The organism is Vagococcus coleopterorum, from assembly GCF_011303955.1.
Taxonomy (GTDB): domain Bacteria; phylum Bacillota; class Bacilli; order Lactobacillales; family Vagococcaceae; genus Vagococcus_D; species Vagococcus_D coleopterorum.
The window spans coordinates 594,289-620,614 of sequence record NZ_CP049886.1 but is presented as its reverse complement, the minus strand read 5'-3'; the positions used below and the strand labels follow the sequence as shown (position 1 = coordinate 620,614).

Annotated in this window: 27 protein-coding genes and 1 other annotated feature; of the genes, 2 read left to right on the top strand and 25 right to left on the bottom strand. The window is 37.8% G+C overall.

Annotation, left to right across the window (positions count from 1 at the left end; all coding sequences use genetic code 11):
• The 12 genes from rpe to G7081_RS03140 form a co-directional block, all read right to left on the bottom strand.
• Nucleotides 1–654 carry a ribulose-phosphate 3-epimerase gene (gene rpe / locus G7081_RS03195; RefSeq protein ID WP_166007332.1) on the bottom strand — a complete coding sequence of 218 codons (654 nt, stop codon included), beginning with the start codon at nucleotides 652–654 and terminating at the stop codon, nucleotides 1–3.
• A gap of 21 nt (nucleotides 655–675) precedes the next feature.
• Nucleotides 676–1,575 (bottom strand): ribosome small subunit-dependent GTPase A, encoded by a 900-nt coding sequence (gene rsgA / locus G7081_RS03190; RefSeq protein ID WP_166007330.1) that lies wholly within the window; start codon nucleotides 1,573–1,575, stop codon nucleotides 676–678.
• 107 nt (nucleotides 1,576–1,682) lie between these two features.
• On the bottom strand, nucleotides 1,683–3,674 hold the full coding sequence (gene pknB / locus G7081_RS03185) for a Stk1 family PASTA domain-containing Ser/Thr kinase (protein ID WP_166007328.1): 1,992 nt from the start codon (nucleotides 3,672–3,674) through the stop codon (nucleotides 1,683–1,685).
• Complete coding sequence (locus G7081_RS03180) at nucleotides 3,667–4,422, bottom strand: Stp1/IreP family PP2C-type Ser/Thr phosphatase (protein ID WP_166007326.1); 756 nt, start codon at nucleotides 4,420–4,422, stop codon at nucleotides 3,667–3,669. The genes pknB and G7081_RS03180 overlap by 8 nt, the downstream gene beginning before the upstream one ends.
• A gap of 28 nt (nucleotides 4,423–4,450) precedes the next feature.
• Nucleotides 4,451–5,812: a 16S rRNA (cytosine(967)-C(5))-methyltransferase RsmB gene (rsmB, locus tag G7081_RS03175; protein ID WP_166007323.1), complete on the bottom strand. Its 1,362-nt coding sequence runs from the start codon at nucleotides 5,810–5,812 to the stop codon at nucleotides 4,451–4,453.
• Nucleotides 5,805–6,755 (bottom strand): methionyl-tRNA formyltransferase, encoded by a 951-nt coding sequence (fmt, locus tag G7081_RS03170; RefSeq protein ID WP_166007320.1) that lies wholly within the window; start codon nucleotides 6,753–6,755, stop codon nucleotides 5,805–5,807. The genes rsmB and fmt overlap by 8 nt, the downstream gene beginning before the upstream one ends.
• Nucleotides 6,748–7,242 carry a peptide deformylase gene (def, locus tag G7081_RS03165; protein ID WP_166007317.1) on the bottom strand — a complete coding sequence of 165 codons (495 nt, stop codon included), beginning with the start codon at nucleotides 7,240–7,242 and terminating at the stop codon, nucleotides 6,748–6,750. The genes fmt and def overlap by 8 nt, the downstream gene beginning before the upstream one ends.
• A 24-nt stretch (nucleotides 7,243–7,266) precedes the next feature.
• Nucleotides 7,267–9,699: a primosomal protein N' gene (gene priA / locus G7081_RS03160; protein WP_166007315.1), complete on the bottom strand. Its 2,433-nt coding sequence runs from the start codon at nucleotides 9,697–9,699 to the stop codon at nucleotides 7,267–7,269.
• Between the two features lie 148 nt (nucleotides 9,700–9,847).
• The gene (gene rpoZ / locus G7081_RS03155) at nucleotides 9,848–10,156 is read right to left on the bottom strand and encodes a DNA-directed RNA polymerase subunit omega (protein WP_166007313.1); all 309 of its coding nucleotides are present in this window, start codon (nucleotides 10,154–10,156) and stop codon (nucleotides 9,848–9,850) included.
• Nucleotides 10,157–10,161: 5 nt separating this feature from the next.
• A complete protein-coding gene (gene gmk / locus G7081_RS03150) occupies nucleotides 10,162–10,776 on the bottom strand; it encodes a guanylate kinase (RefSeq protein ID WP_166007311.1) in 615 nt (204 codons plus the stop codon).
• A 102-nt stretch (nucleotides 10,777–10,878) separates the two neighbouring features.
• Entirely contained in the window at nucleotides 10,879–11,097 is a 219-nt protein-coding gene (locus G7081_RS03145; protein ID WP_166007309.1) for a YdbC family protein, read from the bottom strand.
• Complete coding sequence (locus G7081_RS03140; protein ID WP_166007307.1) at nucleotides 11,081–12,835, bottom strand: patatin-like phospholipase family protein; 1,755 nt, start codon at nucleotides 12,833–12,835, stop codon at nucleotides 11,081–11,083. The genes G7081_RS03145 and G7081_RS03140 overlap by 17 nt, the downstream gene beginning before the upstream one ends.
• Before the next feature lie 134 nt (nucleotides 12,836–12,969).
• On the opposite strand from G7081_RS03140, the gene G7081_RS03135 reads away from it, so the two are divergent.
• Nucleotides 12,970–13,374 carry a hypothetical protein gene (locus G7081_RS03135; protein WP_238786658.1) on the top strand — a complete coding sequence of 135 codons (405 nt, stop codon included), beginning with the start codon at nucleotides 12,970–12,972 and terminating at the stop codon, nucleotides 13,372–13,374.
• 24 nt (nucleotides 13,375–13,398) lie between these two features.
• On the opposite strand, the gene acpS is transcribed toward G7081_RS03135, so the two are convergent.
• The 5 genes from acpS to G7081_RS03110 all read right to left on the bottom strand — a co-directional run bounded on the left by acpS (nucleotide 13,399) and on the right by G7081_RS03110 (nucleotide 18,947).
• Nucleotides 13,399–13,749 carry a holo-ACP synthase gene (gene acpS / locus G7081_RS03130; protein ID WP_166007303.1) on the bottom strand — a complete coding sequence of 117 codons (351 nt, stop codon included), beginning with the start codon at nucleotides 13,747–13,749 and terminating at the stop codon, nucleotides 13,399–13,401.
• 74 nt (nucleotides 13,750–13,823) lie between these two features.
• The gene (cshA, locus tag G7081_RS03125; protein ID WP_166007301.1) at nucleotides 13,824–15,455 is read right to left on the bottom strand and encodes a degradosome RNA helicase CshA; all 1,632 of its coding nucleotides are present in this window, start codon (nucleotides 15,453–15,455) and stop codon (nucleotides 13,824–13,826) included.
• Nucleotides 15,456–15,600: 145 nt separating this feature from the next.
• A complete protein-coding gene (locus G7081_RS03120) occupies nucleotides 15,601–16,980 on the bottom strand; it encodes a UDP-N-acetylmuramoyl-tripeptide--D-alanyl-D-alanine ligase (protein WP_166007299.1) in 1,380 nt (459 codons plus the stop codon).
• A 60-nt stretch (nucleotides 16,981–17,040) separates the two neighbouring features.
• On the bottom strand, nucleotides 17,041–18,090 hold the full coding sequence (locus G7081_RS03115) for a D-alanine--D-alanine ligase (protein WP_166007298.1): 1,050 nt from the start codon (nucleotides 18,088–18,090) through the stop codon (nucleotides 17,041–17,043).
• 77 nt (nucleotides 18,091–18,167) lie between these two features.
• Nucleotides 18,168–18,947 (bottom strand): hypothetical protein, encoded by a 780-nt coding sequence (locus G7081_RS03110; RefSeq protein WP_166007296.1) that lies wholly within the window; start codon nucleotides 18,945–18,947, stop codon nucleotides 18,168–18,170.
• 356 nt (nucleotides 18,948–19,303) lie between these two features.
• On the opposite strand from G7081_RS03110, the gene G7081_RS03105 reads away from it, so the two are divergent.
• Nucleotides 19,304–19,897, top strand: a complete 594-nt coding sequence (locus G7081_RS03105) for a class A sortase (RefSeq protein ID WP_166007294.1) — start codon at nucleotides 19,304–19,306, stop codon at nucleotides 19,895–19,897.
• An 11-nt stretch (nucleotides 19,898–19,908) separates the two neighbouring features.
• On the opposite strand, the gene G7081_RS03100 is transcribed toward G7081_RS03105, so the two are convergent.
• The 8 genes from G7081_RS03100 to ispF form a co-directional block, all read right to left on the bottom strand.
• Nucleotides 19,909–20,355, bottom strand: coding sequence for a YaiI/YqxD family protein (locus G7081_RS03100; protein ID WP_166007291.1), 447 nt, complete (start codon nucleotides 20,353–20,355; stop codon nucleotides 19,909–19,911).
• Nucleotides 20,356–20,398: 43 nt separating this feature from the next.
• Nucleotides 20,399–20,632: a Veg family protein gene (locus tag G7081_RS03095; protein WP_166007289.1), complete on the bottom strand. Its 234-nt coding sequence runs from the start codon at nucleotides 20,630–20,632 to the stop codon at nucleotides 20,399–20,401.
• 109 nt (nucleotides 20,633–20,741) lie between these two features.
• On the bottom strand, nucleotides 20,742–21,308 hold the full coding sequence (locus tag G7081_RS03090) for a sigma factor (RefSeq protein WP_166007288.1): 567 nt from the start codon (nucleotides 21,306–21,308) through the stop codon (nucleotides 20,742–20,744).
• A gap of 132 nt (nucleotides 21,309–21,440) precedes the next feature.
• A complete protein-coding gene (rlmB, locus tag G7081_RS03085) occupies nucleotides 21,441–22,286 on the bottom strand; it encodes a 23S rRNA (guanosine(2251)-2'-O)-methyltransferase RlmB (protein ID WP_166007286.1) in 846 nt (281 codons plus the stop codon).
• Nucleotides 22,279–22,701, bottom strand: a complete 423-nt coding sequence (locus G7081_RS03080) for a Mini-ribonuclease 3 (protein ID WP_166007284.1) — start codon at nucleotides 22,699–22,701, stop codon at nucleotides 22,279–22,281. The genes rlmB and G7081_RS03080 overlap by 8 nt, the downstream gene beginning before the upstream one ends.
• Nucleotides 22,686–24,098 carry a cysteine--tRNA ligase gene (gene cysS / locus G7081_RS03075; protein WP_166007282.1) on the bottom strand — a complete coding sequence of 471 codons (1,413 nt, stop codon included), beginning with the start codon at nucleotides 24,096–24,098 and terminating at the stop codon, nucleotides 22,686–22,688. The genes G7081_RS03080 and cysS overlap by 16 nt, the downstream gene beginning before the upstream one ends.
• Before the next feature lie 59 nt (nucleotides 24,099–24,157).
• Nucleotides 24,158–24,371: a binding site (T-box leader), on the bottom strand.
• Entirely contained in the window at nucleotides 24,370–25,833 is a 1,464-nt protein-coding gene (gene gltX, locus G7081_RS03070) for a glutamate--tRNA ligase (RefSeq protein ID WP_166007281.1), read from the bottom strand. Its footprint overlaps the feature before it by 2 nt.
• 4 nt (nucleotides 25,834–25,837) lie before the next feature.
• Nucleotides 25,838–26,320, bottom strand: coding sequence for a 2-C-methyl-D-erythritol 2,4-cyclodiphosphate synthase (ispF, locus tag G7081_RS03065; RefSeq protein ID WP_166007280.1), 483 nt, complete (start codon nucleotides 26,318–26,320; stop codon nucleotides 25,838–25,840).
• Nucleotides 26,321–26,326: the final 6 nt, after the last annotated feature.

The window sequence follows — 26,326 nt, the reverse complement described above, 5'->3', positions numbered from 1 at the left end:
TTATGACTCAATCGCTTTACGAATTAATGCAATTTGTCCATTCGGATCTTCTGAATTATAAACATATGATCCCGCTACAAAGACATCTGCTCCAGCTTGGGCACACAATGTTGCCGTTTCTGGAACAATGCCACCATCTACTTCAATTTCATATGCATAGCCATTTGTTTGACGCAATTCACTTAACTCTTCAATTTTAGCTAAACATGACGGAATAAAGGCTTGACCTCCGAAACCTGGATTAACCGTCATCACAAGAACTAAATCAACCATTTCAAGCACTTCTTTAATCGCTGAAACTGGCGTTGCTGGATTGATAACAACTCCCGATTTCACGCCTGCATTTTTAATCATTTGTAAAACGCGGTGCAAGTGATTCGTACTCTCTTGATGAACCACAATAATATCGGCACCCGCTTTTGCAAAATTCTCAACATAACGTTCAGGTTCCGTAATCATCAAGTGCACATCTAACGGTAATTGTGTCACTGGGCGTAACGCCGACACGATATTTGGGCCTAAGGTAATGTTTGGCACAAACTGACCATCCATAACGTCTACATGGATATAATCTGCTCCGCCTGCTTCAACTAACTTAACATCACGCTCTAAATTCGCAAAATCTGCACTTAAAATTGATGGGGCTATCTTCATGTTCATTCTCCTCGTTGGTTATTATTTTTTGTTTTTTCCATAAACCGGCTTACGATTTTCAATCTCTGATAAAAACTGACAATAATTCTTATAACGACTTTCTTCAACGGTTCCATTCTCTAGCTCTAACTTAACCTGGCATTTTGGCTCATGGATATGCAAACACTCTCGAAACTTACAGCCTTCAGATGCTTTTAAAATTTCAGGAAATTGTGCCGTTAATTCGGTATTTTCAATCTCTGTAAAATCAATTGCACTAAACCCTGGCGTATCACCTACTAGACCACCATTCAATGGGATCAACTCCACATGACGTGTCGTATGACGACCACGCCCTAGTGAACTTGAAATTTCTCCAGTCTTCAAGGCTAATTCCGGCGAAATATTATTAAGTAGGGTTGATTTCCCTGCACCTGTTTGGCCCATAAAGACCGTTAACTTCCCTTCGAAAAGCTCTACTAATTCTTTAATTGCTTGGTCGTTTGATGTTTGATTTGGCAAGAACACTTGGTAGCCAATTTTCTCATAGACTGCTTTCACTTGTCGTACCTCTTGATACGCTGCATCATCCAAGAGATCGACCTTAGTAAAGTAGATTAATGGTTTAATCTGCTCATACTCTAACGTTACTAAAAAACGATCCAAAAGATTTAACGAATAATTAGGTTCCACACAGCTCATTACAATAACGCCTTGATCAACATTGGCAACTGCTGGGCGGACTAATTGATTATCTCGTGGCAAAACATCCAACAAGTAACCTTCTATTAAGTTGTCGCTCTCAAATTCTACCCAATCTCCAACCAAGGGAGTGATTTTGCGATTACGCAAATTCCCTCGTCCTCTCGTTTGATAAGTTTCACCTTCTGAATAAATATAGTAAAAACCGCTTAACGCTTTTCTAATCTGGCCTTTTTGCAAATCGCACCTCCACAATCCTTCTCTCTTCACTCTACTTAATATCACCTGATTTTTCAAGTCATATCAACGCAAAAAGCAGCTTATCTAGCGATAAGCTGCTTTTTATTTTATCCAAATGGATTAACTTCTGTATCCAGTGCTTCTTCTTTCTCTGTAGCCTCTGTCTCTTCTTTAGGTTCTGGTCCCTTAGAAATAACTAAGGTAACCGAGTCACCTTTGTAAAGTTCTGTTCCACCATCTGGCGTGTGAGAAATGACACTACCAAATGGTACGGTATCTGAATACTCAGATGGCGCTTCTTTAGCTATTAAACCTTTGTCTTCTAAGTATTTATGAGCTTGTGCTTTAGTGTAACCTTCCATGTTTCTTAAACCGAAACTTTTAGCACCCTTACTAACAGTCAACTCAACTGTATCTTTATTCGGGTTCACACTTGCTTGGGAACCTGGCGTTGACTTCATTACAACACCAGCTTCCACCTCATCAGAGGTCTCATCATTTCTTAAAATCTGACTACCAGAAAATCCTAGGGCAATCAACTGATCATAGGCTGCTTCATAGCTCATACCAACGTAATCATCTAATTTAACTAATTCACTTCCGGTACTCACGACTAATTCAATTTCATCTTCTGATGGATCAACTTCTTTCCCATCTTTAGGTGACTGAGAAATGATGTAACCTTCTTCAACATCTTCTGATCCTTCTTTTTTCTTAACTATTTGCTTATCTCCAAAACCTAATGCAATTAGCTCTTCATAAACGTCATCATACTTTTTATTTTCGTAATCTTTTAACATGATTTTCTTTGTTCCACTACTAATATAAAGTTTAATCTCACGACCTTTTTTTACTTCAACACCAGCTTTTGGAATTGTGCGAACAACGTTTCCAGCCTCAATTTCTTCATCTGGGACTTCCACAATATCCTCGTCGACTTTTAATCCCAGTGCCGTCAACTCACGTCTTGCTTCAGACACTGTTTTGTCTTTTAAATCCGGCATTTTGATGGGTTTATTTCCGGATAAACCAAGATACCCTAGGCCAACACCCGCCAAAATCAATAATAATAAAATCCAAGGCCATTTACGTTTTTTCTTTGGCTCTTCTTCCTCTTCAACAACTGGTGTTTTTTTAGAGGTCACTACTTTTTCTTCTTTTTCAGCGGACATATGTCTAAAAGATTCTGGAATATCACTTTCCGTAATCGGGCTTAGAACTTTCGTTTCATCCATAGATAAGTGTTTCGGAACAAAAACTGGTTCATCTCTTCTTGCAGAATCCAAAGCAGTCGAAATGTCCAATTCCATATCGTTGGCAGTTAAATATCGATCTTTTGGATCTTTCGCTGCTGCATGCAATATAACATTTTCAAGCGCTTGAGGAATTGAAACATTCATGGCACGTACAGATGGCACTTCACTTTGGAAATGCTTCAGTGCAATTGATACGGCAGATTCACCATCAAATGGCACGCGACCAGTTAATAATTCATACAAAATAATACCTAACGCGTAAATATCTGATTGACGCGTTGCCATTCCACCACGTGCTTGTTCTGGTGATAAATAGTGAACTGATCCCAATAACGTGTTAGTTTGAGTTAACGATGTCTCACTTAAAGCAACCGCAATCCCAAAATCGGCAATTTTAACATTACCTGCTTCGTCCATTAAAATGTTTTGTGGTTTTAAATCACGATGGATGATGTGGTGTTTATGGGCTAACGAGACTCCTGATAAAACTTGCTCCATAATACGCACGACCGTTTCAATCGATAACGGATGATTCTTTTTAATATACTGTTTCAAATCTGTCCCTTTGACATATTCCATTACTAAATATTGCATGCCATCTTCTTCACCAACATCATAAACGCCTACAATATTCGGATGAACTAATTCAGAGGCGGCTAACGCTTCTCTTTGGAAACGACGAATTGCGATTTGGTCATTTTGGAAGTCAAAACGTAACATCTTCACAGCTACTTCGCGTTCTAAAATTAAATCTTCTGCTAAGAAAACATTGGCCATACCACCACTACCAACATTACCAATCACTTTATAACGATCATTTATTTTATGTCCCACTTTAACCATGCGTTAGCACCTCCTTGACATCACTTATTTTCATTAATAAAGCAGTAATATTATCTGCCCCACCCGCCTCATTAGCGTGATTCACTAATTCATGTAACGCTTCATCGACATCTTCTTTTGTTTCAACAATCGCTAAAATGTCATCATTTGCCACCATATTGGTTAAACCATCTGAACACAATAATAATGTATCGCCATTTTCAAGTACCAAAGTCGTAACATCTACCTCAACTGTACTTTGTCCTCCAACCGAACGTGTTAAAACATTACGACGAGGATGGTTAGCCGCCATTTCTTCCGTTATTTCACCAGACTTCACTAGTTCATGAACCAATGAATGATCCTCTGTTAACTGGTTAATCCCTTGTTCGCGCAGTAAATAAACACGACTGTCTCCAACGTGCGCTACTAGACATTCACCTGGCAATACAACGACAGCTACTAGAGTTGTCCCCATACCAGCCATCTCTTCATTTTCTTGACCCTTTTTATGGATTGCTTCATTTGCGGCTTGAATCGTCTCTTTCAACCAAGAAGTAATTTTTGTCGTTTCTTTTAGTTCGCTAGACTTCCAAGCAGCAACTAACGTTTCAATCAGCATACTGCTAGCGATATCACCGGCTTGGTGACCACCCATACCATCGGCTACAAGAGCTAAAGTAACCCCCGCTTTATTTTCGCAAAAACCTGCGCTGTCTTGATTGGTGCGGCGACGTCTGCCAACATCTGTTATAAATTGTATTTTCATGCTTTCACCTCGTTTATGAACTGACTTATTATTTACGTTTTAAACAACAGATGAAAAAGCCATCTGTTTGATAATCATGGGGATAAATTGTCACACTTGGAAATGGTTCATTTTGTTGTAATGACTCAGCACCTTTAACATCAATCGCTTCAAACTCAGGATGTTCTTCTAAGAACGCAGCAATCACTTGTTGATTTTCAGCTTGCGACACCGTACATGTGCTATATGTCATTATACCCGATTGTTTTAATTTCGGTGCTAAACTTGATAGGATTTCTAGTTGAATTTTTGGTAAGTTAGCAAAATCACTGGCTTGTTTACTATATTTAATATCTGGTTTACGTCGCAATAACCCTAACCCCGAACACGGGACATCCGCTAAAATACGGTCAAATGTTTCATCTTCAAATTTCTCCGAAACTTTGCGGGCATCTAAGACATGAGCTTCGATTCTTTCGGATACCTGCAAACGTTCAGCGTTATCCATAATCAATTTTACTTTGTGTTCGTGAATATCTAAGGCAGTAATCTTTCCACCTTCTAAAACATCAATGTAGTTTGCAATATGCGTTGTTTTGCCCCCTGGAGCAGCACAAGCATCTAATACTTGATGGTGCGCTTCTACTTGCATACTCGGTGCCACTAGCATTGAGGTTTCGTCTTGAACGGTTAATTGTCCTTCTTTAGATAACCAACTGCCTGCTAGGAACCCTTTTTTACCAACGACTCCAACTGGTGATAAATCACTAGCCACTACTTCTAAACCATCATCAGAAAGTTCCGTTAGTACCAGTTCTCTCGTCGTTAAATCTGTATTAACACGCGCACTAACCTTACTTGGCGTAAATAATGACTGCCCTAATTTTTTAGTTTCTTCAAAGCCAATTTCAGAAATAAACTGTTCCACTAACCATTTAGGCATGCTGATTTCAACTGATAGACGTTCTACTGGGTCCTTAATCAACTCCGGACTTGGCACACCTTCCCGTTGAATTGTTCTTAAAACACCATTCACAAATCGACTAGCACCAATATTGCCACGCGCTTTAGCGATTTCAACCGCTTCATCAACAATCGCGTGTTCAGGCACGCGGTCTAAATATTCTAATTGATAAAGAGATAACAGTAACAATTGATAGACCCATGGTTCAACTTTTTTAGCTTTAGCAATAAACGGGGCTAAACCATACTCCAAAGTTAAACGGCGACTAATCGTTCCATAAACAATTTCCGTCATCAAACGACCATCTTTTTCACTTAATTGTGATTCATTTAAAATTTGGTTAATTAATAAATTCGAATACGCTTGGCGATTCGCTACTTTAACTAATGCATTCATCGCCGCAAAGCGAGCACTGTGTTTAATTTTTACTGGAATTTTTTTAGCCATGTCCTACCACTTGTCCCATCTCGATTGATTTGCCTGATCCATTTAAGAACTCTGTTACCGACAATTTCCCCTTGCCAGCCGGTTGAATTTCTTTCACCGCTAAAACGGTCCCTTCACCACAAGCAATCCATAAGTTTTTCTTGTCTATTTTAATAATTGTTCCCGGCATTTCAGTTGTCTTTTCTTCTGGTAAGACTTCAACCTCAAACAACTTCCAGCGAGCCTCTTCAAAAACGGTATGGGCAACCGGCCAAGGATTCATCCCGCGAACTTGATTCCAAACTGCTGTCGCGTTCTTATTCCAGTCAATTGCTTCTTCTTCACGAGTGATATTCGGAGAGAAAGTCACCTCTTCTTCATCTTGACCTTTTGTTTCAATCGATCCAGCCAAATAACCAGGCAATGTTTTAATTAATAATTTTCGACCTAAATCACTCAATTTATCAAACATCGTCCCAACATTATCTTCATCCGTAATAGTAATCGCTTCTTGACTAATAATATCGCCAGCATCCATTTTTTTAATCATTTCCATAATCGTCACACCCGTTTCCGGTTGCCCATCAATAATCGAATAATGAACTGGTGCTCCACCACGATATTTAGGTAGCAAAGAGGCATGGACATTAATCGCCCCATGTTTTGGCGCTTGCAATAATTTTTCCGGTAAAAACTGACCAAATGCTGCCGTTACGATCAAATCTGGTTCTAAAGCTATCACCCGTTCCATTTCTGGGGAACCTGAAATTTTTTCCGGCTGTAAAACATCCAAGCCATGAACAAGCGCTCTTGCTTTGACTGGCGTCGGAGTTAATAGACGTTTACGCCCCACTGGACGATCTGGTTGAGTCACTACGGCGACCACATCATAACCTTCTTCAATCAACCCATCTAAGATAGGCGCTGAAAAACCTGGTGTTCCCATAAAAACTATTTTAGTCATTTAATCTCTCCTCCATGTAAGCATCTAAATCTTCTGGTGCAATTTTATCAATAATTTTATCGGTAAACAATTTACCATCTAAGTGTTCTAATTCATGTTGAATGGCACGCGCGAAATATTCTGTTGCTGTCACTTCATACTCTTCACCTTCACGATCGAAATAACGAACAATAATTTCTTTGGCACGTTCTACCGTTCCATAAACCTCTGGAAAACTTAAGCAACCCTCAACATCAATGTCTTTTCCTTTTGCTTTGATAATTTTCGGATTAATCATCTCAAACAAACCTGATTCTTCATCAATTTCAACCAAGGCAACTCGTAAACTTTGACCAATTTGCGGAGCTGCAATACCAATGCCGTCATGAGCAATCATCGTTTCTCTCATCCCATCCAACATTTCAATCAGTTCATCTGTAATTTCAACAACTTCTTTCGTCGGTGTTTCTAAAATTTTATTAGGATAAAGAACTATTGGGTATGGCATAGGATTCACTCATTTCTTTTTTAGTTAAATAAATTGTTGCGGTTCAACATCAATAGTAATTTTCAACCCTTGACGAATATCTAATTGACTGTCATTTAATATTTTTCGTAATGCCTCATTTAAGGCAGGTTCTTGTTTGTATTTCAAGACAACTTGATAAAAGTAACGATTATTAACTCGTGCCACCGTTTTTGGTGTTGGTCCTAAAATAATACTATTTGGACTTAACACTTTTTGTAACTCTAAAACAATCTGATACATTTTCTTGGCAGCCATATTTTCATCTTCATGGCTAGCGACAATTTGGACTGTATAAAAAAATGGTGGATAATTTCCTTGATGACGAGTCACCATTTCTCTTTTATAAAACCCTTCATAGTTTTGCTCTTGGGCATACTGAATGGCATAATGATCCGGATTAAACGTTTGAATCACCACTTCACCTGCTTTTTCGGCACGTCCTGCACGTCCACTAACTTGTGTTAGTAATTGAAAGGTTTTTTCCGCTGAACGAAAATCAGGCAAGTTTAATGCTGTATCTGCATTTAATACCCCGACTAATGTGACTTCTGGAAAATCTAAGCCTTTGGCAATCATTTGTGTTCCTAACAGAATATCTGCTTCGTGATTCCCAAATTGTTCTAACAATTTTTCATGCGCACCTTTACGTCTGGTCGTATCCACGTCCATTCTCAAAATACGAGCTTCTGGGAAGAGTTCTTTTAATTCTTCTTCAACTTTTTGTGTACCTGTTCCAAAATACCGAATCTTATGACCGTTACAACTTGGACAAACATTGGGAATGCCTTCTTCATGACCGCAATAATGACATTTCATTTTTTTGCTATCCATATGGAGTGTTAGGGAAATATCACAATTTTGACAAGGCAAGACAAAACCACAATCACGACACATCACGAAGGAAGAATACCCACGTCGATTTAACATCAAAACACTTTGTTCATTTTTATCTAAACGATCTTGAATCTTAGTCAGCAAGGTTTCAGAAAAGGATTGCATCTGACCTTTTGCCGCTTCTACTCTCAAATCAACAACTGATACACTAGGTAATTGCGCTGCACTTACTGCCCGTTGATTTAATTGTAGCCATTGGTAAACACCTTTTTGCGCACGCGCTCTTGATTCTAAACAAGGGGTAGCACTCCCTAATACAACAGGACATTGATGTTTCTCAGCCCGCCACTGTGCTAAATCTCTGGCGTGATAACGAGGTGATTCATCTTGCTTATAGCTAGATTCATGTTCCTCATCGATAACAATGACACCTAAATTTTCTAAGGGAGCAAAAATCGCCGAACGGGCACCTACTACGACACGCGCTTCTTTACGTTCGATTTTACGCCATTCATCATACTTCTCTCCAGTTGATAAGCCACTGTGTAAAACAGCTACTTCATCACCAAAGCGACGTTTGAAACGATTGACTGTTTGAGGCGTTAATGAAATTTCAGGCACTAGCATGATTGCACTTTGGCCTTGCTCCAATGCTTCCGCAATAACTTGTAAGTAAACTTCTGTTTTACCACTACCGGTTACACCTTGTAATAAGAACGTATCATGCGATTCACTTGCCATAGAGGCAGTGATTTGATTGAATGCGGATTGCTGTTCATCATTTAATTGTTTATGGTAATCCGCTTCAAAAATGCGGTCTGCATACGGATCACGTTGTAATTCAATCTCTACAATCTCCAACCAACCACTTTTTTCTCCTGCTTTAACCGTATTACGACTAATCCCAAATTCTTCTTCTACTTCTTTGATTGACCAAACTTTATCCGCAGGACTATCTTGTAGGAATAATAATAGATTTTCTTTTTGAGTAGACCCTTTGCGTAACCCTTTTTGCGCTTCGTGATACTCTTCCACGCCTAATTTCCCTTGAAAACCTTGAATGACTTTACTTCGGTTTCGTTTTTTCACTTCATAGCGGACATCAATACTTTCTTTCTGACGAAGACCCATCAAACGAGGGAAAAAGTCACTGGCTACCGCTTCATCCCAATTGACTTCATGACGACCAGCAAAAAGTTGTAATTCGATATCTGCTGGCAATTCTGATTTTTTCACTAAAAACTTTTCATACGAGGCGCGCATCACGCTTGGTAGCATCGTTTGTAGGCAAGTGATTTTAAACGCGAACGTTGACTTTGCCATTTCATCTGCCAACGCTAACATCTCATCATTTAAAACAGGTGCTAAGTCCAATACCGATACAATTTCTTTCATATCATGATTATCCAACTCAGCTAAACTTTGATAATAATGCGTCCCTAAAACAAAACCTTGAACATGACGATTACCTTTACCGAAAGGAACCTCAACACGCATGCCTACTTTGACCTCATCACCTAACGAATCAGGAATAAGATAACTATAGGCATTATCCGTTTGCATGCTTGGTACATCAACGATTACTTCTGCAACATAAATCATCTTACTCCTCCATTCTCGACAGGTTACTCTAACTCTCTTATTTTACTAAAAAAAGGCGGTTTTGTCTTGTTTTCTTGCCCTTCTTTAAAGAAGTTCACAGATTATTAAAAAAGAAAAAAGATTAGCTAAGAGCTAATCTTTTAGATAATTATTGAATAGGTTGTTCCATGCGAATGCGCGCTTCTAATTCAGCTTGTTCATGTTCAGCGATTGCTTTACGCTCTTCTTCTTTGCGTTTTAAAAGCTCACGCTTTAATTCTGGATTTGGATCAACAATTACATCGCCAGCTTCAATTTCCTCTAAAGCTTGTCCAACGTGTTTAACAGATTCAAACTCTTCAGTCATCGGTGTCGCTCCTGCCTCTAATTCGTGGGCACGTTTACTTGCCAAAATAACTAATGAATATTTTGAATTTACTTTTTCTAATAATGAATCAATTGACGGTTTAAGCATCATATTGGTTACAGCTCCTTTATCATTTTAATATAACGGTGAATTACACGATCAACACGTAAGTGCTCACTATGTATTATATCTTTTATTCGTTTAACTGCAAGAGGAACCTCATCGTTCACAACTGCATAATCGTAATGGCTCATCATTTCGATTTCAGAAACTGCAATTTCCATACGTTGTTCAATAACTGACATTTCATCTGTCCCACGACCAACAATACGTGATTTCAATTCTGATAGATCAGGTGGCGTTAAGAAAATATAGACACCATCAGGAGCTTTTTCTTTCACCTTCATCGCACCTTGAACTTCGATTTCCAGAAAGACATCTTTGCCTTGATCAAGGGTTTGATTGACATACTCTAAAGGCGTACCGTAATAGTTACCTGCATACTCAGCATATTCCAACATCTGTCCTGCTGCAATTAACTCCTCAAATTCTTCGCGAGTACGGAAGAAATAATCTTCCCCCTCAACTTCTCCTTCACGCATTTGGCGTGTTGTCATTGAGATTGAATATTCAAAATCATTTCCTTCGGTCTCAAATATTGCTTTGCGGACAGTTCCTTTACCTACACCGGACGGTCCAGATAAAACTATCAATAGGCCTCTTTCAGTCATTTCGTCGTTCCTTTCACAAGAAAATTGCTTTTTCTTATTTTAACACAAAACCCTACGACAAACGAGCCTTTTAGTTATTTTAATTCTTTATACAAGTCAATACTACATCTCTTCCAAAGCTTTTTTCAAAGCTGTAAACTCCTCATTACTCAAAGTAATTCCTTTAGCCATTTTTTCACGCCCTGGCGCCCAATCTCGCAGGTCAAATTTAGGTGGACGTCCGTTCCAACTAATGAGATTAAATTCCTTTGTCCAACCTTTATTATTCTCAGACAATACTGCAATTTCTTCAACAATTTCATAACTAAATTCTTGACTCATTCTTCTCATCCTTTCCTTCTTCAGATAAGTAATTAACCAAGCGCGCCGCTAAGTATACACGTGGCGCAATTGGCCATAGCGCATCAAAAAATCCAGGCGCCTGATCTTTTTTAAGAAGCTCTGCTAAACTTGCAATCTGCTGCTTTTCTGTAGGTAAGGTTGTTTCTTCAGCAAACCGTTGCAACCATTCGTTTACCGACAACAACATGCTCTCATGGTCACGTTCCTCAGCATTCCAACCTTCATCTAGCTTAGCCTTCACTTCTGCTACTAATTTAGGAAGCGTATAGATCTTTATTGGACTGACTTCCAATTGTTTTGCGACATACTCTAAAAGGTATAAGCCTGATAGTTCTTCTGTCATCCGGTCATTGTATAAGTTACGTATTTTCGAGACTAACGATTTAATTTCTTTGTCTCCTACATTATTTAACAAATCAGCTGATTCCAACATCGCTTCTCGGCATTTAGCTTGCCACTCTTTAACTTCAGAATCTGTTATTTCATGAGCTAACGTGTACCAATGTCCAATATATTTACCGTAACTTTTCAAGGTTTCTAAATAACCTAATTGAATATTAAATTCCGATCGCGCACCATCAAACAATAGAACCGTCCCTAAATTCCAATTACTTTCAATTGTGCGTAACGGAAAATTATCAGGAACTGTTGTATTCTTGGTCATCCCTGGTCCTTTAACATTAACAATAATCCCTTCTGTTGCACCATTGTTTAACGCAACGTCTAGAGGTATATTATTGCGATACCCACCATCAACATATAATCCCCCATTGATTTTTGCTGCTTCCATTGCCGGAAAAAAAGAAGATGATGCTAATAGCCACTGGCCAAATTCACCTTTAGCAGTTTCTTTTAACGAAATAACTGTTTCCTTAAAATTAGGCAATTGAGTTGTACATAAAAACAAATCTTTTGGTTGTTGGTGCATTTTTTCTTCATCTAGCATGTCATGAATCATTTCACGCAAAGGTTCTGTACTAACCCCTTGCGAATTAGCAGCTGACATCACTAGATTTTGGACATCCTTCAAGCTTTGTTGCATCGTATAATTAGCACTTTTTTCTAACCCTGGATAACTCAAAATTTTACCAGTATCAATTTGACTCCACATATTCTCAGCCACATCATACTCACCTTGCGCAATCAACGCTCCATTTAAAGCGCCAACTGATGTGCCACATATTAAATCAAATTCAACCCCCAACTCTCTCAACGCTTTCCAAACACCAATTTGATAAGCCCCACGTGCCCCACCACCCGCTAAAATAAGAGCCGTATGATAACTTAATTTTTTTGAAAGAATAGTAAATGAACTTTGCCCGTCTACTTCTTCATAACCCAAGTCATTTAGCTTGTTGATAACACTTTGATCATATAGTGACAATTCAATTTGGTTTTCTTTATAGTCAGCTAATTTGCTAGTTTTTTCTAACCAATTCAACCAAAAACCCAAACCTTTTTTATTTGTTAACTGGCCATCTTTCAATAAAAAGTTTGTGACATAAAAAATTGTGCCTCTATCTTCAAAACTGATTAATGCCAAAATCTCCTCAGCTGATACAATGGCCACAGTTTGATTACTCTTATCACTAAGGTCATTCAAAAAAACACTTCGCGCTTTTCCTTGATTACTATAAAAAGGTAATAATTGTTTAAATCTACTTACCTTAGTTGTCAATTCAATAATATTATATGTTGTTAGTCTAACTAATTTCATGTCAACGCTCCTCATAAATTGTCCTTTAATTATACCACAGGAATCTCACCCTCCTCTAATATTGAGCCTCTCCTCTGTTGACTAGAAATGCGAACATTCTGTATAATGGGTTTAGATTAAATTTTGGAGGTGTGATGATGGTAAAAGAGAATCCCGTAAACGGTTTAAAACAATTAGCCAAGAAATTAACAGCTTCTTCTCAAAATCTTTTAGCCGCTTTTTTAGACGATGACTTTAAAGCCAAACAAAAACATCAAGAAATTTTAAAACAAATTGAACTTGCTTACCAACAACAATCATTTGTGGTCCTACAATTAACAAATGGTATTGAACCTAACCCAACTTTCGAAACAACATATGGTTATATCAAACCACATCCAAATAATCCCGACCTCATCATTCTAAATGAGGAACAAGATGGTGGTATCCGTATGATTCAAACAAAATCAATCGTTAAAATTAGCTTTTTGAATAAAAAGAAAAGCAATTTGTCAGAAGATCAGGTTGTTGAAGAACCCGCTATTAGAAAAATAAAATAAGCTACCCGCGGGTAGCTTATTTTTTTATGCTTCAATCACAATTTGACCAATCGCAGTATCTACTGTGTGAGAGATAGACACAAAAACTTTACCTTCATTTTCAGGTTTTGTAACAATTGGTTGTCCACTGTCTAAAGTAAGAATTTCAATTTCTTGAAATGACACCGGACCTAACCCTGTGCCAATCGCCTTAAGATACGCTTCTTTACAGGCAAATCGACCTGCTAAAAATTCAACTTGACGATGTCCTTTCAGACTTGCAAAAACCATTTGCTCATTCTCTGTCAAAACACGCTTTACAAATGCAGGTTTATTTTCTACAATTTCCTTCATTCGTGACTTCTCAACTAAATCTACACCTATTCCCTTAATCATTTCTCACACCTCCCACTTCTTTCCTCCATTATACAAAAAAGCGGCAGGAGTGAACACTCCTAGCCACTTAATAATTATTTATTCCCTGTGCGGATAACGAAATCACGTTTTCCACCTTTAGATTTACCAGTATTTTCAGACTCTGAACGACGAGATTCTGAACGACGGCTTTGACTTGGTTTACCATCTTTTTTATCAAAACTACGGCGACGATCATTGTTGCGGCCTTCGCTGTTACCACGACCTCCGCGATCGTTACGATCACTACGTTCGCCACGTCCACCACGGTTTCCACCACCATTGCGATTTCCGCCACGGTAGCCTCCGCCACCACGATTTCCGCCACGACTTCCGCCGCCACGGTTTCCACCACGTCCTTTACCTCCAGGTAATGGACGTTCCGGAGTGATTTTAACTGGAACTTCTGATGAACTTTCTTTGGCAACTGACTTAATCAACATCGCTGCTAACTCTTCAGCTGAATATTTAGCTACTAAGTCAGCTGTTGCAGCTGAATAGTCCTCTAAATTAGCATCTTCAAATTCGCTTTCAATCGTTTCAACCGCAGCCCCAATTTGGCTCGTCATCGCTTCTTTTTGTGAAGGCGGACGTAATGGTGTCATTTTTTTCTTCGTTAAGTTTTCAATTACGTTTAAGTAACTCATTTCATTTGGTGTAACAAAAGTCACAGATAAACCTTCTTTACCAGCACGACCAGTACGTCCAATACGGTGAACGTAACTTTCTGGATCTTGAGGAATATCGTAGTTATAAACGTGAGTCACGCCAGAAATATCTAAACCACGTGCAGCAACGTCTGTCGCTACCAAGATGTCTAGTTGACCACCTTTGAATGCGCGCAATACGCTCATACGTTTTTGTTGAGATAAATCACCATGGATTCCCTCAGCTTTATAACCACGCAACTCTAAACCACGTGCTAATTCATCAACACGACGTTTTGTACGTCCGAATACGATAGTTAATTCTGGTGACTGAACATCTAATAAACGTGTCATAATATCGAATTTTTCGAAATCTTTACAACGTACATAATATTGGTCAATTAAGTTCGCAGTCATTTCTTTGTTCTTGATTGCTACGTGTTCTGGATTATTCATAAATTTAACACCAATACGTTTGATAGCATCTGGCATTGTTGCAGAGAATAATAATGTTTGTCTTGCAGCCGGCACTTTAGAAATAATTGATTCAATATCTTCTAAGAATCCCATGTTTAACATTTCATCTGCTTCATCTAATACTAATGTTTCAACTGTTTCAAGTTTCAACGTTTTACGATTAATATGATCGATTAAACGACCAGGTGTACCCACAACAATATGAGCCCCATCTTTTAGTCCACGAATTTGACGACCGATATCCGCTCCACCATAAACCGCTTGAACGCGGATTTTTTTATCTTTTCCTAGACGGAATAATTCTTCTTGTGTTTGGATTGCTAACTCACGAGTTGGCGCAATCACTAATCCTTGAACCACGCGTTTGCTTGGGTCAATTTTTTGTAACATTGGTAAACCAAAAGCTGCAGTTTTACCAGTACCTGTTTGTGCTTGGCCGATAACGTCTTGACCAGTTAAGGCGATTGGGATAGTTCCCCCTTGTACAGGTGTTGCCTCTTCAAAGCCGGCACGTTGAATAGCGGCTAGTAATTCAGGTTGTAGTCCTAATTCTTCAAATTTCAAATGATATCCTCCTAATGTCTTTTCCAATTTCTTGGTCTTCATCTCTTATATTGCAAGACGCAGAGCTTGTATCGCGTCGTCCGTACATGTCCACATCTGAACTAGTATAACACGGTAACAAGACCTTTACAATGAAAACCGAATTCTACTTTTCAGTAATTCTTTCAACGATTTCAATAAGTTTCATACTATTACTACCTTTTAAAACAACCATGTCGTCCGATTTTAAATTCATTTCTAAATCAAGAGCTAGCTGCTCTTTATCTGCTAAATCATAGTGGTGCATTCTGTCTGAAGGGTAAATTTCTTTTAGCGATGTTGCTAAACTTTTCATCATCGGTCCAAATAAATAGACTTCTGAAATCCTATTCGGGTCTAAGTGATCAGCCATTCCTTTGTGCAGCACTTCCCAGTCCGGTCCTAATTCACCCATGTCTGCTAAAACGGCAATTTTTTTACCCTCTACAGGCAACTCCGATACCGTATCTAATACTAAGCTCATGGCTGTTGGATTAGCATTATAAACATCACTTAAAACAGCGGCACCATTTTTAGCAATTAACCATTCTGTTCTACTTTGTGTCAGATTCATCGATGCTAAACCGCGAACAATTTGCTCAATTGTTAGATCAAAGTACGTCCCAACGGAAACAGCAATCAAAGCATTGCTAACGTTATAACTTCCTAAGACTGGAATTTGCAATTCAACTTCTGCCGTCTTATTCGTTTTAAAGACTGTATTTGTTCGATTTTCAGAAATAATCGTGCCGACTACATCACATGTATCAGTTAAGCCAAATGTCATGACTTGCTGTGTTGTTGCAGTTAATAGATCTGCTAACAACGGTTCAAAGCCTGGCGCAACTAATAGACCCTCTTGTTTCAAACCTGCCGTGATTTCCATTTTAGCTTTTGCGATCCCTTGACGCGTACCTAAAAACTCAAGGTGAGATTCACCTATCATCGTGATAGCTGCTACATCTGGCGTTGTCAACAAGCTTAATTCCTCGATTTCACCAAAGCCTGTCATACCCATTTCTAAAACAACCACTTCTGTATCCGTAGCCATTTGCAAGATTGTATATGGTAGGCCTATTTCATTATTATAGTTCCCTTGCGTCTTGTGCGTTTTGAAGCCTTGTGACAACACACCATCCAACATATCTTTTGTCGTTGTTTTACCATTACTCCCAGTTACACCAACAACTTTTGCACCAACTTTTGCTAAATAATATTTAGCAATTTCTTGAAAAGCTTGCAGGGTGTCTGAAACTACTAAGACAGGTTTATCTTTTGGCTCCGACCCAACATTTTCTGCCCATAAACTTGCTGTAGCATGGCTTTCAAAAGCACCTTCGACAAAATCATGTCCATCACGAGCGCCACCTTGAAGCGGGATAAACAATGACCCTTCGCTAACTTTACGATTATCAAATTCAACACTACTTATCTCGACATCCGCCCATTTAGACCAATCATTTTTAGCTTGAACAAGTTCAGCAATTTCTTTAATTTTAAATTTCATTTTGTCTACCATCCTTTATAAAAGAAAAGCCGAACTCGAAAGCTCAGCTTCTGTCAGTATTTACGCGTGATCTAGCGATAAGTTAGCGCGTTGTTTGTGTCTCATTAAACCAAGTTGAATTAATTCTTCAATCAAATCACCATATTTAATTCCCATGTTTTCCCATAGCAAGGGGTACATACTAAACGGTGTGAAACCTGGCATAGTGTTCACTTCATTTAAGAATAAATCATTGTTACTTGTTAAGAAGAAATCACATCTTGTCAATCCACTACCATCAAATGCTAAATAAGCTTTTTTAGCATATTCACGAGCTTTCTCATGAACTTCTGCTGGAATATCTGCTGGAATTTGTAACGTTGCACTATTATCTAAATATTTAGATTCGTAGTCATAGAAATCAACCGTTTTAACAACTTCACCAGCTAATGTTGTACGGACTTCTTCGTTACCTAAAACAGCAATCTCAATTTCACGTGCTTCAATTCCTTGTTCAACCACTACTCGTTGGTCATATTTAAAGGCTTCTTGAATAGCTGCTGCTAATTCTTCGCGGTTCGTTGCTTTACTAACACCCACACTTGAACCCATATTAGCTGGTTTAACAAACATCGGGTACACCAATGTTCCTTCACACTGTTCAAAAACAGCTTCAGCATTTTCTTGCCACAACATTTTAGATACCGGTGCATAGGGCACTTGTGGGATATCTTGCTGTTGCAAGATATACTTACTCATAATTTTATCCATTCCACACGCACTAGCTAAGACTCCCGCCCCAACATACGGCATATCTAAAACTTCAAGTAATCCTTGAATTGTACCATCTTCACCATTCGGTCCATGTAAGATTGGGAAAACAATGGCATCCTCTTCTTTAATAGCTCCCGTTGGAATTAGTTCCCCTGTCTCTGCTGTTAAATACAATTCCTCTTGTGTCGCTGGCGCTGCTGTCAGTAACGGTCCCTTGAACCATTCACCTGATTTAGAAATATAAACCAATTGCACATTATAATAATCATAATAAAAAGATTTTAACATCGAAAACGTTGAAAGAACTGAAATGTCATGTTCTGCGCTTTTTCCACCGTATAAAGCGATAATTTTCATCTGTGTTTCCTCCTCAAGATAAATATCTTAGCCTATAGTATACCAATTTTATGAAATAAAAAAAAGCCTAAGTCATCCTAGGCTTGTTTTATTTTAGTTGCTAACCATGGGTCCAAAATATCGATTTGCCAACTATCTTCAGCAAAGTTATAAATAATTTCCCCTACTCGGTTTTCTTCTTTTAAATGTCGAGGGGCAATAGCTTTCACTCGATCATCACCTACATATAAAGGAATACGATACAAATCATCAATCAAATATGTTTGACGAGTATCAAAAATAACACCTTCTTGAAAGGCAAGTTTCATCGCTTTCATTGCTTCTGGATCAATCGGTGACACCTCAGAAGAAGCTTTAAACAAACTTTTACGACGATTCACTTTATTGTAAACCACATTGGTAATTTTATGACTCATTAAACGATAAAAATCTTCCATATGACGGTAATAAACTTTTGTAATATCGCCTGGTTTTTCAAAATAAACATATTTATTTTGTAGTTTATAGAAGAAAGGCGACCTTAATTGCGTCATCATATGTCCAAAATACAACAATTCAGCAATTTCCATAGAAGTTAACTGTTGCAACAAATCAACATCTTTAAAATCTAACCATTTCATTTGAGCATCACGTTGTTTTGATTTTTGGAAAAAATAGCGTGTTACTTCCGTTTTCCCACGTATCACGCGCAACCCAGTATGAGGTTCGTATTCCCCTTCGGTTTCGTTTGCGTCCAATAATAATATTTGCGCAGGTACTTCCGGTAAGGAAGAAGAAAAGTCTTCAACTGACAAACCACGAGCAAATAGCGAATTGCTAATCGTATCTAAATGTAGGTATATAAAATCTGCTGACATAAACTTTCCTCCTTCCACAACATCATACAATCTATTCTACATCATTTTGTTATAAAATTGGGGGCTGTAAATTTAAAATTAGATTACATTCTGACCTTATTTTGGATTTTCAAGACATACGTTTGTAACATTTCACACGTAAAGAATTCTCTTTTTTTGAAATCAGCTTTTTTTATGTTAATATGACTGTATTAAACAATGAAAAGGAGCTCTTTTAATGTCATCAAGATCTCAAAAACATTTAAAAAACAAAAAAAAAAGGAAGCTGGTTTAGCAACCTTTTACTGACACTTTTATTGCTTATCGGCTTAGTTTTAGTCTTCAACGGGCCTATCAAAAATTGGATTGTCAAAAACATGACTACTCAATATAATGTTGCTAATACCAATTTAGATGCTATCAAAAATAACCAAGGGAAAGATGCTACTTTTGATTTTGATGCCGTGAAATCATTAGACTTTCAAAGCGTTGTGAAGTCTAAACTCTATCAAGATCAGCTTTACGTCTTAGGTGGCATTGCTGTTCCTGATGTAAAATTAAATCTACCTATTTTTAAAGGTGTTTCTAATTATTCCTTGATCGTTGGCGCTGGCACAATGAAACCTGAGCAAAAAATGGGAGAAGGAAATTACGCTTTGGCTAGCCATCATATGTTAGAAGCTGACTTATTATTCGGACCATTAACTAAAGTTGAATTAGGTCAAGTAATTTATTTAACTGACCTTGAATATATTTACGAATATGAAATTGATTATAAAGAATATGTCGAACCTACTCGTGTTGATCTCATCGAAGATCAACCAGATAAGACGCAATTAACATTAGTCACTTGTGATGAAACAGGAAATCAACGTTTAATTGTGCAGGCGACTTTTAAAGAGAAAGTATCTAATAAAAAAGCTTCTAAAAAAATGATTAAAGCCTTTAACTTAGATAAAAATACTTACTAAAAAAGACAGCTCTAGAGCTGTCTTTTTATTATATCCTCTAACTTTTCAGAAAAGTGTTGACGGTCATCTGCCGTCAGCTTTTTAGGACCTTTTGTCCGACCACCACTTTTTCTAACCTTTGCGTTGTGATGCCGACTTTCTAACATTAAATCAATTGTTACCGTTGTATATTCTTTTCCTAAATGATGCAAGACAACTGCTCTTTTCCCAAGAACTAATGATGCAAGTCCATAATCTTGTGTCACTACGATATCACCTGCTTCAGTTAGCTTTACAATACGATAATCTGCAGAATCTGCTCCCTCATCAACATAAACTGTTGAAACAAATTCTGGCAATGCTGTCACCGAATAATGTGAAACACTTGTTACCAACATAACTTTCAACTCATATTTTTCCGCTAATTCATAAATTTCATTTTTTACAGGACACGCATCTCCGTCAATTAATATTTTCATCTATACCTCTTTCCAAAAGAAAAAAGCCCTCACAGGCTTTTACTTAAATAAACTCAATTTCAACCGTTTGTGTCAAGATATCAGTGTAACTATAGGATACCCTCTCACAAGATTTATCATCTTGATCTAAATCGACAATAAAAACTGCTGGATACGTCTCAGTTAACGTTCCTGAATGTCGTGTTTGGCGCTTCCTTCCAGTTTGAGCAACTAGAGTGATTTTACTCCCAATCCGACTTTCCATCTCTTTTTTTATTGTAGCTAATGTTGTTGGCATCCAATTCACCTCTTAACAGAAATTGTACCATATTTGAGCGAAAAAGTAAAGGCTTTCACGATTTCAGCTTTGAAACCGCTACTTTCCCAACCTCCAAACGGTCTGCTTTTTAAGGCATTATCATTTTGCATTTCTTTTTTATCCGATCCATTCCATTATGAACCTTTGCATCTGAACAATCTAATGCAGTAGCTGTTTCACTCTCTGATTTATTTAAAAGATAGTAATATAGCACGGCTTTTTCAAACTTCGACATGCGGTAAACAATCTCAACTATTTGTTCTTTCGCAGCAATTGGCGTTGTAAATTGATAGCTCAACTCCCTCTCTGATAACAAAAAGAAATCACCTTGTTTTTCAAACTGTTGTTCAAAAGATAAACTTTCCACCCACGCTTTTCGTTTTAAAGCACCTTGTTTCCGCAACAAACTGAAGATGTGTCTTTCGAAATTCATTCTAAAAAAGCATCCTAACGTTAACCCTTTTTCTTTCTTATAATTTTTTATTGACTGATATAGCACTAAGTCACCTTCTTGCAACCAATCTTCTCGCTCTAAATCTTTTAAATGATATGACTTTTGCATTTTGTAAATGACAGGTTGATATTTTTGACGGAGCGTTAAAAACGCCTCAGAGCTTCCAGATTGAGATGCAACGATTAACTCATCCAAATTCATAGAAATTCCTCCTATACAAATATCTTTACCATCGGCCTTGGTACCTGGAGTGTACGCCCTAAATGCCAAAATTAAAAGAGAACTCTTATTCAAAACAAAAAAACAACAGCTTTCGCTGTTGTTTTCTATCTATTATTTTGTTCTATTACGAAAAACTTCATACATCAAAAGGCCAGCTGCAACACTCGCATTTAAGCTTTGAACATGACCACTCATCGGAATTGATAACATTTCATCAACATCTTTTTTCAAACCAGGCGACATACCTTTTCCTTCATTCCCGATAATTAAGGCAATTGATCCAGCTGTATTCCATTGGCGATAATCTGTGCCTGACATATCCGTTCCAAATATCCAAAACCCATTTTCTTTCAATGTCACTAACCCTTGCTTAAGATTTGTAGCACGTGCTACTGGAATGTGCTCAACTGCTCCCGTTGACGTTTTCGTTACAACTGAAGTTATCCCTACAGCACGATGCTTTGGAATAATCACACCATCTACACCTGTCGCATCAGCTGTTCTTAAAATCGAACCAAAGTTATGAGGGTCTTCGATCCCATCTAAGACTAAGAAGAATGGTTCTTCCTTCTTGCTCTTAGCCTGTTCGATTAATTCTTCAACACTCAGATATTCAAAAGGAGTAATTCCCATAACAATCCCTTGATGGACTGCCCCATCAGTTAATTTATCCAACTTAACTTTCGGTGCCCAAGAAACTGGCACTGAGTATTCAGCTGCTAATTCTTTTAATTCTTGGGCGTTAGCACCTTTTAAATCTTCCTGTAAAAACAATTTATTACCACGTTTGTTTTTTAATGACTCAACTACAGCATGTTTGCCATAAACAAAATCAACTTCTTCCGTTGACCCAGCCGATAAATCTTCTACTTGAGGACGTTTAGACGATTTACTAAATCCTTTATCATTAAATTTATTTCTTTTTCCTTTATTATTCCCTTTAAACTCTTTAGCCATTCTCTTTTTCACCCACCTTTTCAATACACCAATATACTAACTCTTCTATTCGTACTTTTTTATCAGTTAAATGTAAGTATCCAAACAACGCTTCAAATCCGGTTGAAATACGGTATGTCGTAACGTCAGCATTTTTAGCTGACGTATGACTTTTCGCATTGCGTCCCCGTTTATACATTAATAATTCTTCTTCAGATAATAATTCTTCTTCTAACATCAACTTCATCAAATAAGCTTGCGATTTAGCAGAAACATATTTAGTCGCTGTTTTATGTAACATATTCGGTTTCGTTAAGCCTTGTCGAATCAAAAAATCACGAATATAGATTTCATATATCGCATCGCCTACATACGCTAACGCTAAGCCATTAATTAAAGTATAATCTTCATTTTTTGTCATTAACTTCTTCTCCATCTTGTTCCTTGGGCGGTATCCTCTAAAATAATCCCTTGGTCTTTTAATAAGTCACGAATTTCATCACTACGTGCAAAATTACGGTCCACACGAGCTTGATCACGTTCAACTAAAAGTTGATCAATTGTTTCATCAAGTAACTCGTTTTCTTTTTCCAAAATAACACCAAATATTGTCATCAATCTTGTTAGTAATTCTAAACTCTCTGTCACCACTTCTCGAGAGACTTCTTTTTTGGTGTTATATTGATTGACCCATTTAACGAACTCATAAATAACAGTCAATCCATTAGCCACATTAAAATCGTCGTCCATTTCCAATTGGAATTTCTCTTCAAACTCTTTTAATTTAGATAAATGATCATTTTCAATACTGTCAGAAACCGAATCTGTTCCTAACCTAAACTTTAAGTTATCATAGGCTGTTTGAATTTTTTGACGATTATTTTCCGCCTCAACTAGTGTTTCTTCATTAAAAGGTAACGGACGGCGATAATGAGTCGACGCCAGTGCAAAACGGACATTTTCTGCTTGACCGTCAGCAATAAAGTCATGCGCCGTCACAAAGTTACCTAGTGATTTGCTCATTTTTTCGCCATCTTCACCCACAGTCACATAACCATTATGCATCCAGTAGTTCGCGAATGTCTTACCTGTTTTCGCTTCACTTTGTGCTATTTCATTTTCATGATGCGGGAAAGACAAATCTTGCCCTCCCCCATGAATATCAATAGTATCGCCTAATAACTTAGTAGCCATAACTGAACATTCAATATGCCAACCAGGACGACCTTTACCCCAAGGCGAATCCCACGATACTTCATCGTCCTTAGCTGATTTCCACAAAGCAAAGTCCAACGGATCTTCTTTCTTATCTTGCTCAGCTCCTGTTCGGTTGCTTGCTCCAACTTCCAATTCATCAATTGATTGGTCGCTCAATTCTCCATATTTATCAAATTTACGAGTTCGGTAGTAGACGTCGCCAGCAGATTCATAAGCAAACCCTAAACGAATCAACCCTTCAACAAACTCGATAATATCAGTCATATGATCGATAACACGCGGATGAGTGCAAGCTGGCTTAACATTTAAAGCGCCTGTATCTTCTTTAAAAGCAGCAATGAAACGGTCCGCTAACTCTTTAGGCGTGACGTTTTCTTCTTTTGCTGTTCGAATAATTTTGTCATCGACATCGGTAAAATTAGAAACATAATTTACATCATAGCCACGGTACTCAAAGTACTTACGAATGGTATCGAACGCAATCGTACTACGAGCATTCCCAATATGAATGTAATTATAAACTGTCGGACCACACACATACATTTTTATTTTTCCCGGCTCCAACGGTACGAACTCTTCTTTTTGACGGGTTAAGGTATTATAAATTTTTATCATCTTAACTCTTCTCCTTTGATTTCAAAATAAAAAACGACTTTCAATTGATATAAAATCAACTAAAAGACGTTTTCACGTGGTTCCACTTTTCTTCACTAATAGTTTTGTTAACTATCAGCCTCGGTGTACATAACGGATACAAACCGTTTTAGTCTACTAAGTTTCGACTAAACCACTCTAAGAGGCATTTAACAGACGTTAGTCATCTACTTTCAGCAGGCGTAGACTCTCTGTGGACTTACAATCTGTTACTTTTCTTTTCAACGTGTTTTTATGATAAAGCTTTTGTTAAATGATCAATTGTTTTTTCTTTTCCTAATAAAACGATTGTATCACCTAATTCAGGTCCGTGCATTTCGCCAGATACAGCAACACGAATTGGCATAAATAAATTTTTTCCTTTTACGCCTGTCTCTTTTTGAACAGTTTTAATGGCTGCTTTAATATTCGGTACATCAAATTCTTCTAGAGCAGCAATTTGTTCTTTAAAAGCCCCTAAAACAGTTGGTACTGTTTCACCAGCTAAAACTTCTTTTGCTTCTTCCCCGGCAACTGGATGTTCGCCAAAGAATAACTCAGACAACTCAACGATTTCCGCTGCGTAACTCATTTGCGGTTGGTATAAACTTACTAACTTAGAAACCCACGCTAATTTTTCTGCCGTTGGATTTGCTTCAACGCGACCAGCTTCTACTAGGAACGGTAAGCACATGTCAGTAAATGCTTCTAAATCTAAATTTTTAATGTATTGGTTGTTAACCCATTCCAATTTTTTACCATCAAATGCGGCAGGTGATTTACTTAATCGGTCAGCATCAAACATTTCGACAATTTGTTCTGGAGTGAAGATTTCTTCTTCTCCAACCGGTGACCAACCTAATAAAGCAATAAAGTTGAACATGGCTTCTGGCAAGTAACCCAATTCACGGTACTGTTCGATGAATTGTAAAATTGTTTCATCACGTTTTGATAATTTTTTGCCTGTTTCACTATTAATGATTAATGTCATATGACCAAATGTTGGAGCTTCCCAACCAAATGCTTCATAGATCATTAATTGTTTAGGTGTATTAGCAATGTGGTCATCTCCACGAAGTACGTGAGTGATTTCCATCATGTGATCATCTACAGCTACAGCAAAGTTGTATGTTGGCATACCATCACGTTTCAAGATAACAAAGTCGCCACCCACACTTGATGATTCAAAGGTGATATCACCTTTAACTAAATCGTTAAATTTATATTCTTTATTTTGAGGAACACGGAAACGAACAACTGGTTCACGACCTTCTGCTTCATATGCAGCTTGTTCTTCTGCCGTTAGGTTTGCGCACATACCGTTATAACGCGGCATTTCTCCACGAGCTTTTTGAGCTTCACGAACCTCTTCAAGTTCTTCTTCAGTAGCATAGCATTTGTAGGCTAAGTTACTAGCTAATAATTGTTCAATCAGAGGTAAGTAGATATCACTACGTTCTGATTGGCGGTAAGGACCAAATTTTCCTGGGTTTTCAGGACTTTCTGCCCAGTCCATTCCTAACCATGCAAGGTTTTCTAATTGGCTTTTTTCGCCACCTTCGATATTACGTTTTAAATCGGTATCTTCAATACGAATAATGAAGTCTCCATCATGGTGTTTTGCATATAAATAATTGAACAATGCTGTTCTGGCATTCCCAATATGTAAATGTCCCGTTGGACTTGGTGCATAACGCACGCGTACTTTTTTCGTCATCTTCCTAGCCTCTTTCCTCTAAATTCTCTTCTAATAATACCACAGACATCGCACCGATGCCCTCACTTCTGCCAATAAATCCCATTTTTTCCATAGTTGTCGCTTTAATGCTAACTTGATTTTCTAAAATATCACATGTTTCAGAAATGATTTGTTTCATTCTTGGAATATAAGGCGACATTTTAGGCGCTTCCGCTAAAATAGTGCAGTCGATATTACCTAATCGATAACCACTTGCTTTCATTTGACCGCAAACATATTGCAACAGTTCCAAAGAATCACTACCTTGAACTTCTGATTCCGGAAAAACACTGCCAATATCTCCTGCGCCAAGAGCTCCTAAAATAGCATCAATGATGCTGTGTGTTAAAACATCTGCATCCGTTACTCCTAACAAACCTTTCGGGTAATCTAGGGCAATACCACCAATAATACATGGTCTACCACTAACTAACTCATGGACATCGAATCCTTGACCAATTCTCATGGTTAC

Excerpts from the sequence above, each read along its gene's own strand:
- G7081_RS03115 (WP_166007298.1), bottom strand. The coding sequence starts at position 18,090 with ATGAAAATTATCGCTTTATACGGTGGAAAAAGCGCAGAACATGACATT.
- G7081_RS03105 (WP_166007294.1), top strand. The coding sequence starts at position 19,304 with ATGACTACTCAATATAATGTTGCTAATACCAATTTAGATGCTATCAAA.
- G7081_RS03110 (WP_166007296.1), bottom strand. The coding sequence starts at position 18,947 with ATGTCAGCAGATTTTATATACCTACATTTAGATACGATTAGCAATTCG.
- G7081_RS03120 (WP_166007299.1), bottom strand. The coding sequence starts at position 16,980 with ATGAAATTTAAAATTAAAGAAATTGCTGAACTTGTTCAAGCTAAAAAT.
- rpoZ (WP_166007313.1), bottom strand. The coding sequence starts at position 10,156 with ATGATGCTTAAACCGTCAATTGATTCATTATTAGAAAAAGTAAATTCA.
- pknB (WP_166007328.1), bottom strand. The coding sequence starts at position 3,674 with ATGGTTAAAGTGGGACATAAAATAAATGATCGTTATAAAGTGATTGGT.
- acpS (WP_166007303.1), bottom strand. The coding sequence starts at position 13,749 with ATGATTAAGGGAATAGGTGTAGATTTAGTTGAGAAGTCACGAATGAAG.
- cysS (WP_166007282.1), bottom strand. The coding sequence starts at position 24,098 with ATGATAAAAATTTATAATACCTTAACCCGTCAAAAAGAAGAGTTCGTA.
- ispF (WP_166007280.1), bottom strand. The coding sequence starts at position 26,320 with ATGAGAATTGGTCAAGGATTCGATGTCCATGAGTTAGTTAGTGGTAGA.
- gmk (WP_166007311.1), bottom strand. The coding sequence starts at position 10,776 with ATGACTGAAAGAGGCCTATTGATAGTTTTATCTGGACCGTCCGGTGTA.
- priA (WP_166007315.1), bottom strand. The coding sequence starts at position 9,699 with ATGATTTATGTTGCAGAAGTAATCGTTGATGTACCAAGCATGCAAACG.
- rlmB (WP_166007286.1), bottom strand. The coding sequence starts at position 22,286 with ATGGCTAAAGAGTTTAAAGGGAATAATAAAGGAAAAAGAAATAAATTT.
- G7081_RS03090 (WP_166007288.1), bottom strand. The coding sequence starts at position 21,308 with ATGAATTTGGATGAGTTAATCGTTGCATCTCAATCTGGAAGCTCTGAG.
- gltX (WP_166007281.1), bottom strand. The coding sequence starts at position 25,833 with ATGACGAAAAAAGTACGCGTGCGTTATGCACCAAGTCCAACGGGACAT.
- G7081_RS03095 (WP_166007289.1), bottom strand. The coding sequence starts at position 20,632 with ATGCCAACAACATTAGCTACAATAAAAAAAGAGATGGAAAGTCGGATT.
- G7081_RS03100 (WP_166007291.1), bottom strand. The coding sequence starts at position 20,355 with ATGAAAATATTAATTGACGGAGATGCGTGTCCTGTAAAAAATGAAATT.
- def (WP_166007317.1), bottom strand. The coding sequence starts at position 7,242 with ATGCCATACCCAATAGTTCTTTATCCTAATAAAATTTTAGAAACACCG.
- rsmB (WP_166007323.1), bottom strand. The coding sequence starts at position 5,812 with ATGGCTAAAAAAATTCCAGTAAAAATTAAACACAGTGCTCGCTTTGCG.
- G7081_RS03180 (WP_166007326.1), bottom strand. The coding sequence starts at position 4,422 with ATGAAAATACAATTTATAACAGATGTTGGCAGACGTCGCCGCACCAAT.
- fmt (WP_166007320.1), bottom strand. The coding sequence starts at position 6,755 with ATGACTAAAATAGTTTTTATGGGAACACCAGGTTTTTCAGCGCCTATC.
- rpe (WP_166007332.1), bottom strand. The coding sequence starts at position 654 with ATGAAGATAGCCCCATCAATTTTAAGTGCAGATTTTGCGAATTTAGAG.
- G7081_RS03135 (WP_238786658.1), top strand. The coding sequence starts at position 12,970 with ATGATGGTAAAAGAGAATCCCGTAAACGGTTTAAAACAATTAGCCAAG.
- G7081_RS03140 (WP_166007307.1), bottom strand. The coding sequence starts at position 12,835 with ATGAAATTAGTTAGACTAACAACATATAATATTATTGAATTGACAACT.
- G7081_RS03080 (WP_166007284.1), bottom strand. The coding sequence starts at position 22,701 with ATGGAGAAGAAGTTAATGACAAAAAATGAAGATTATACTTTAATTAAT.
- G7081_RS03145 (WP_166007309.1), bottom strand. The coding sequence starts at position 11,097 with ATGAGTCAAGAATTTAGTTATGAAATTGTTGAAGAAATTGCAGTATTG.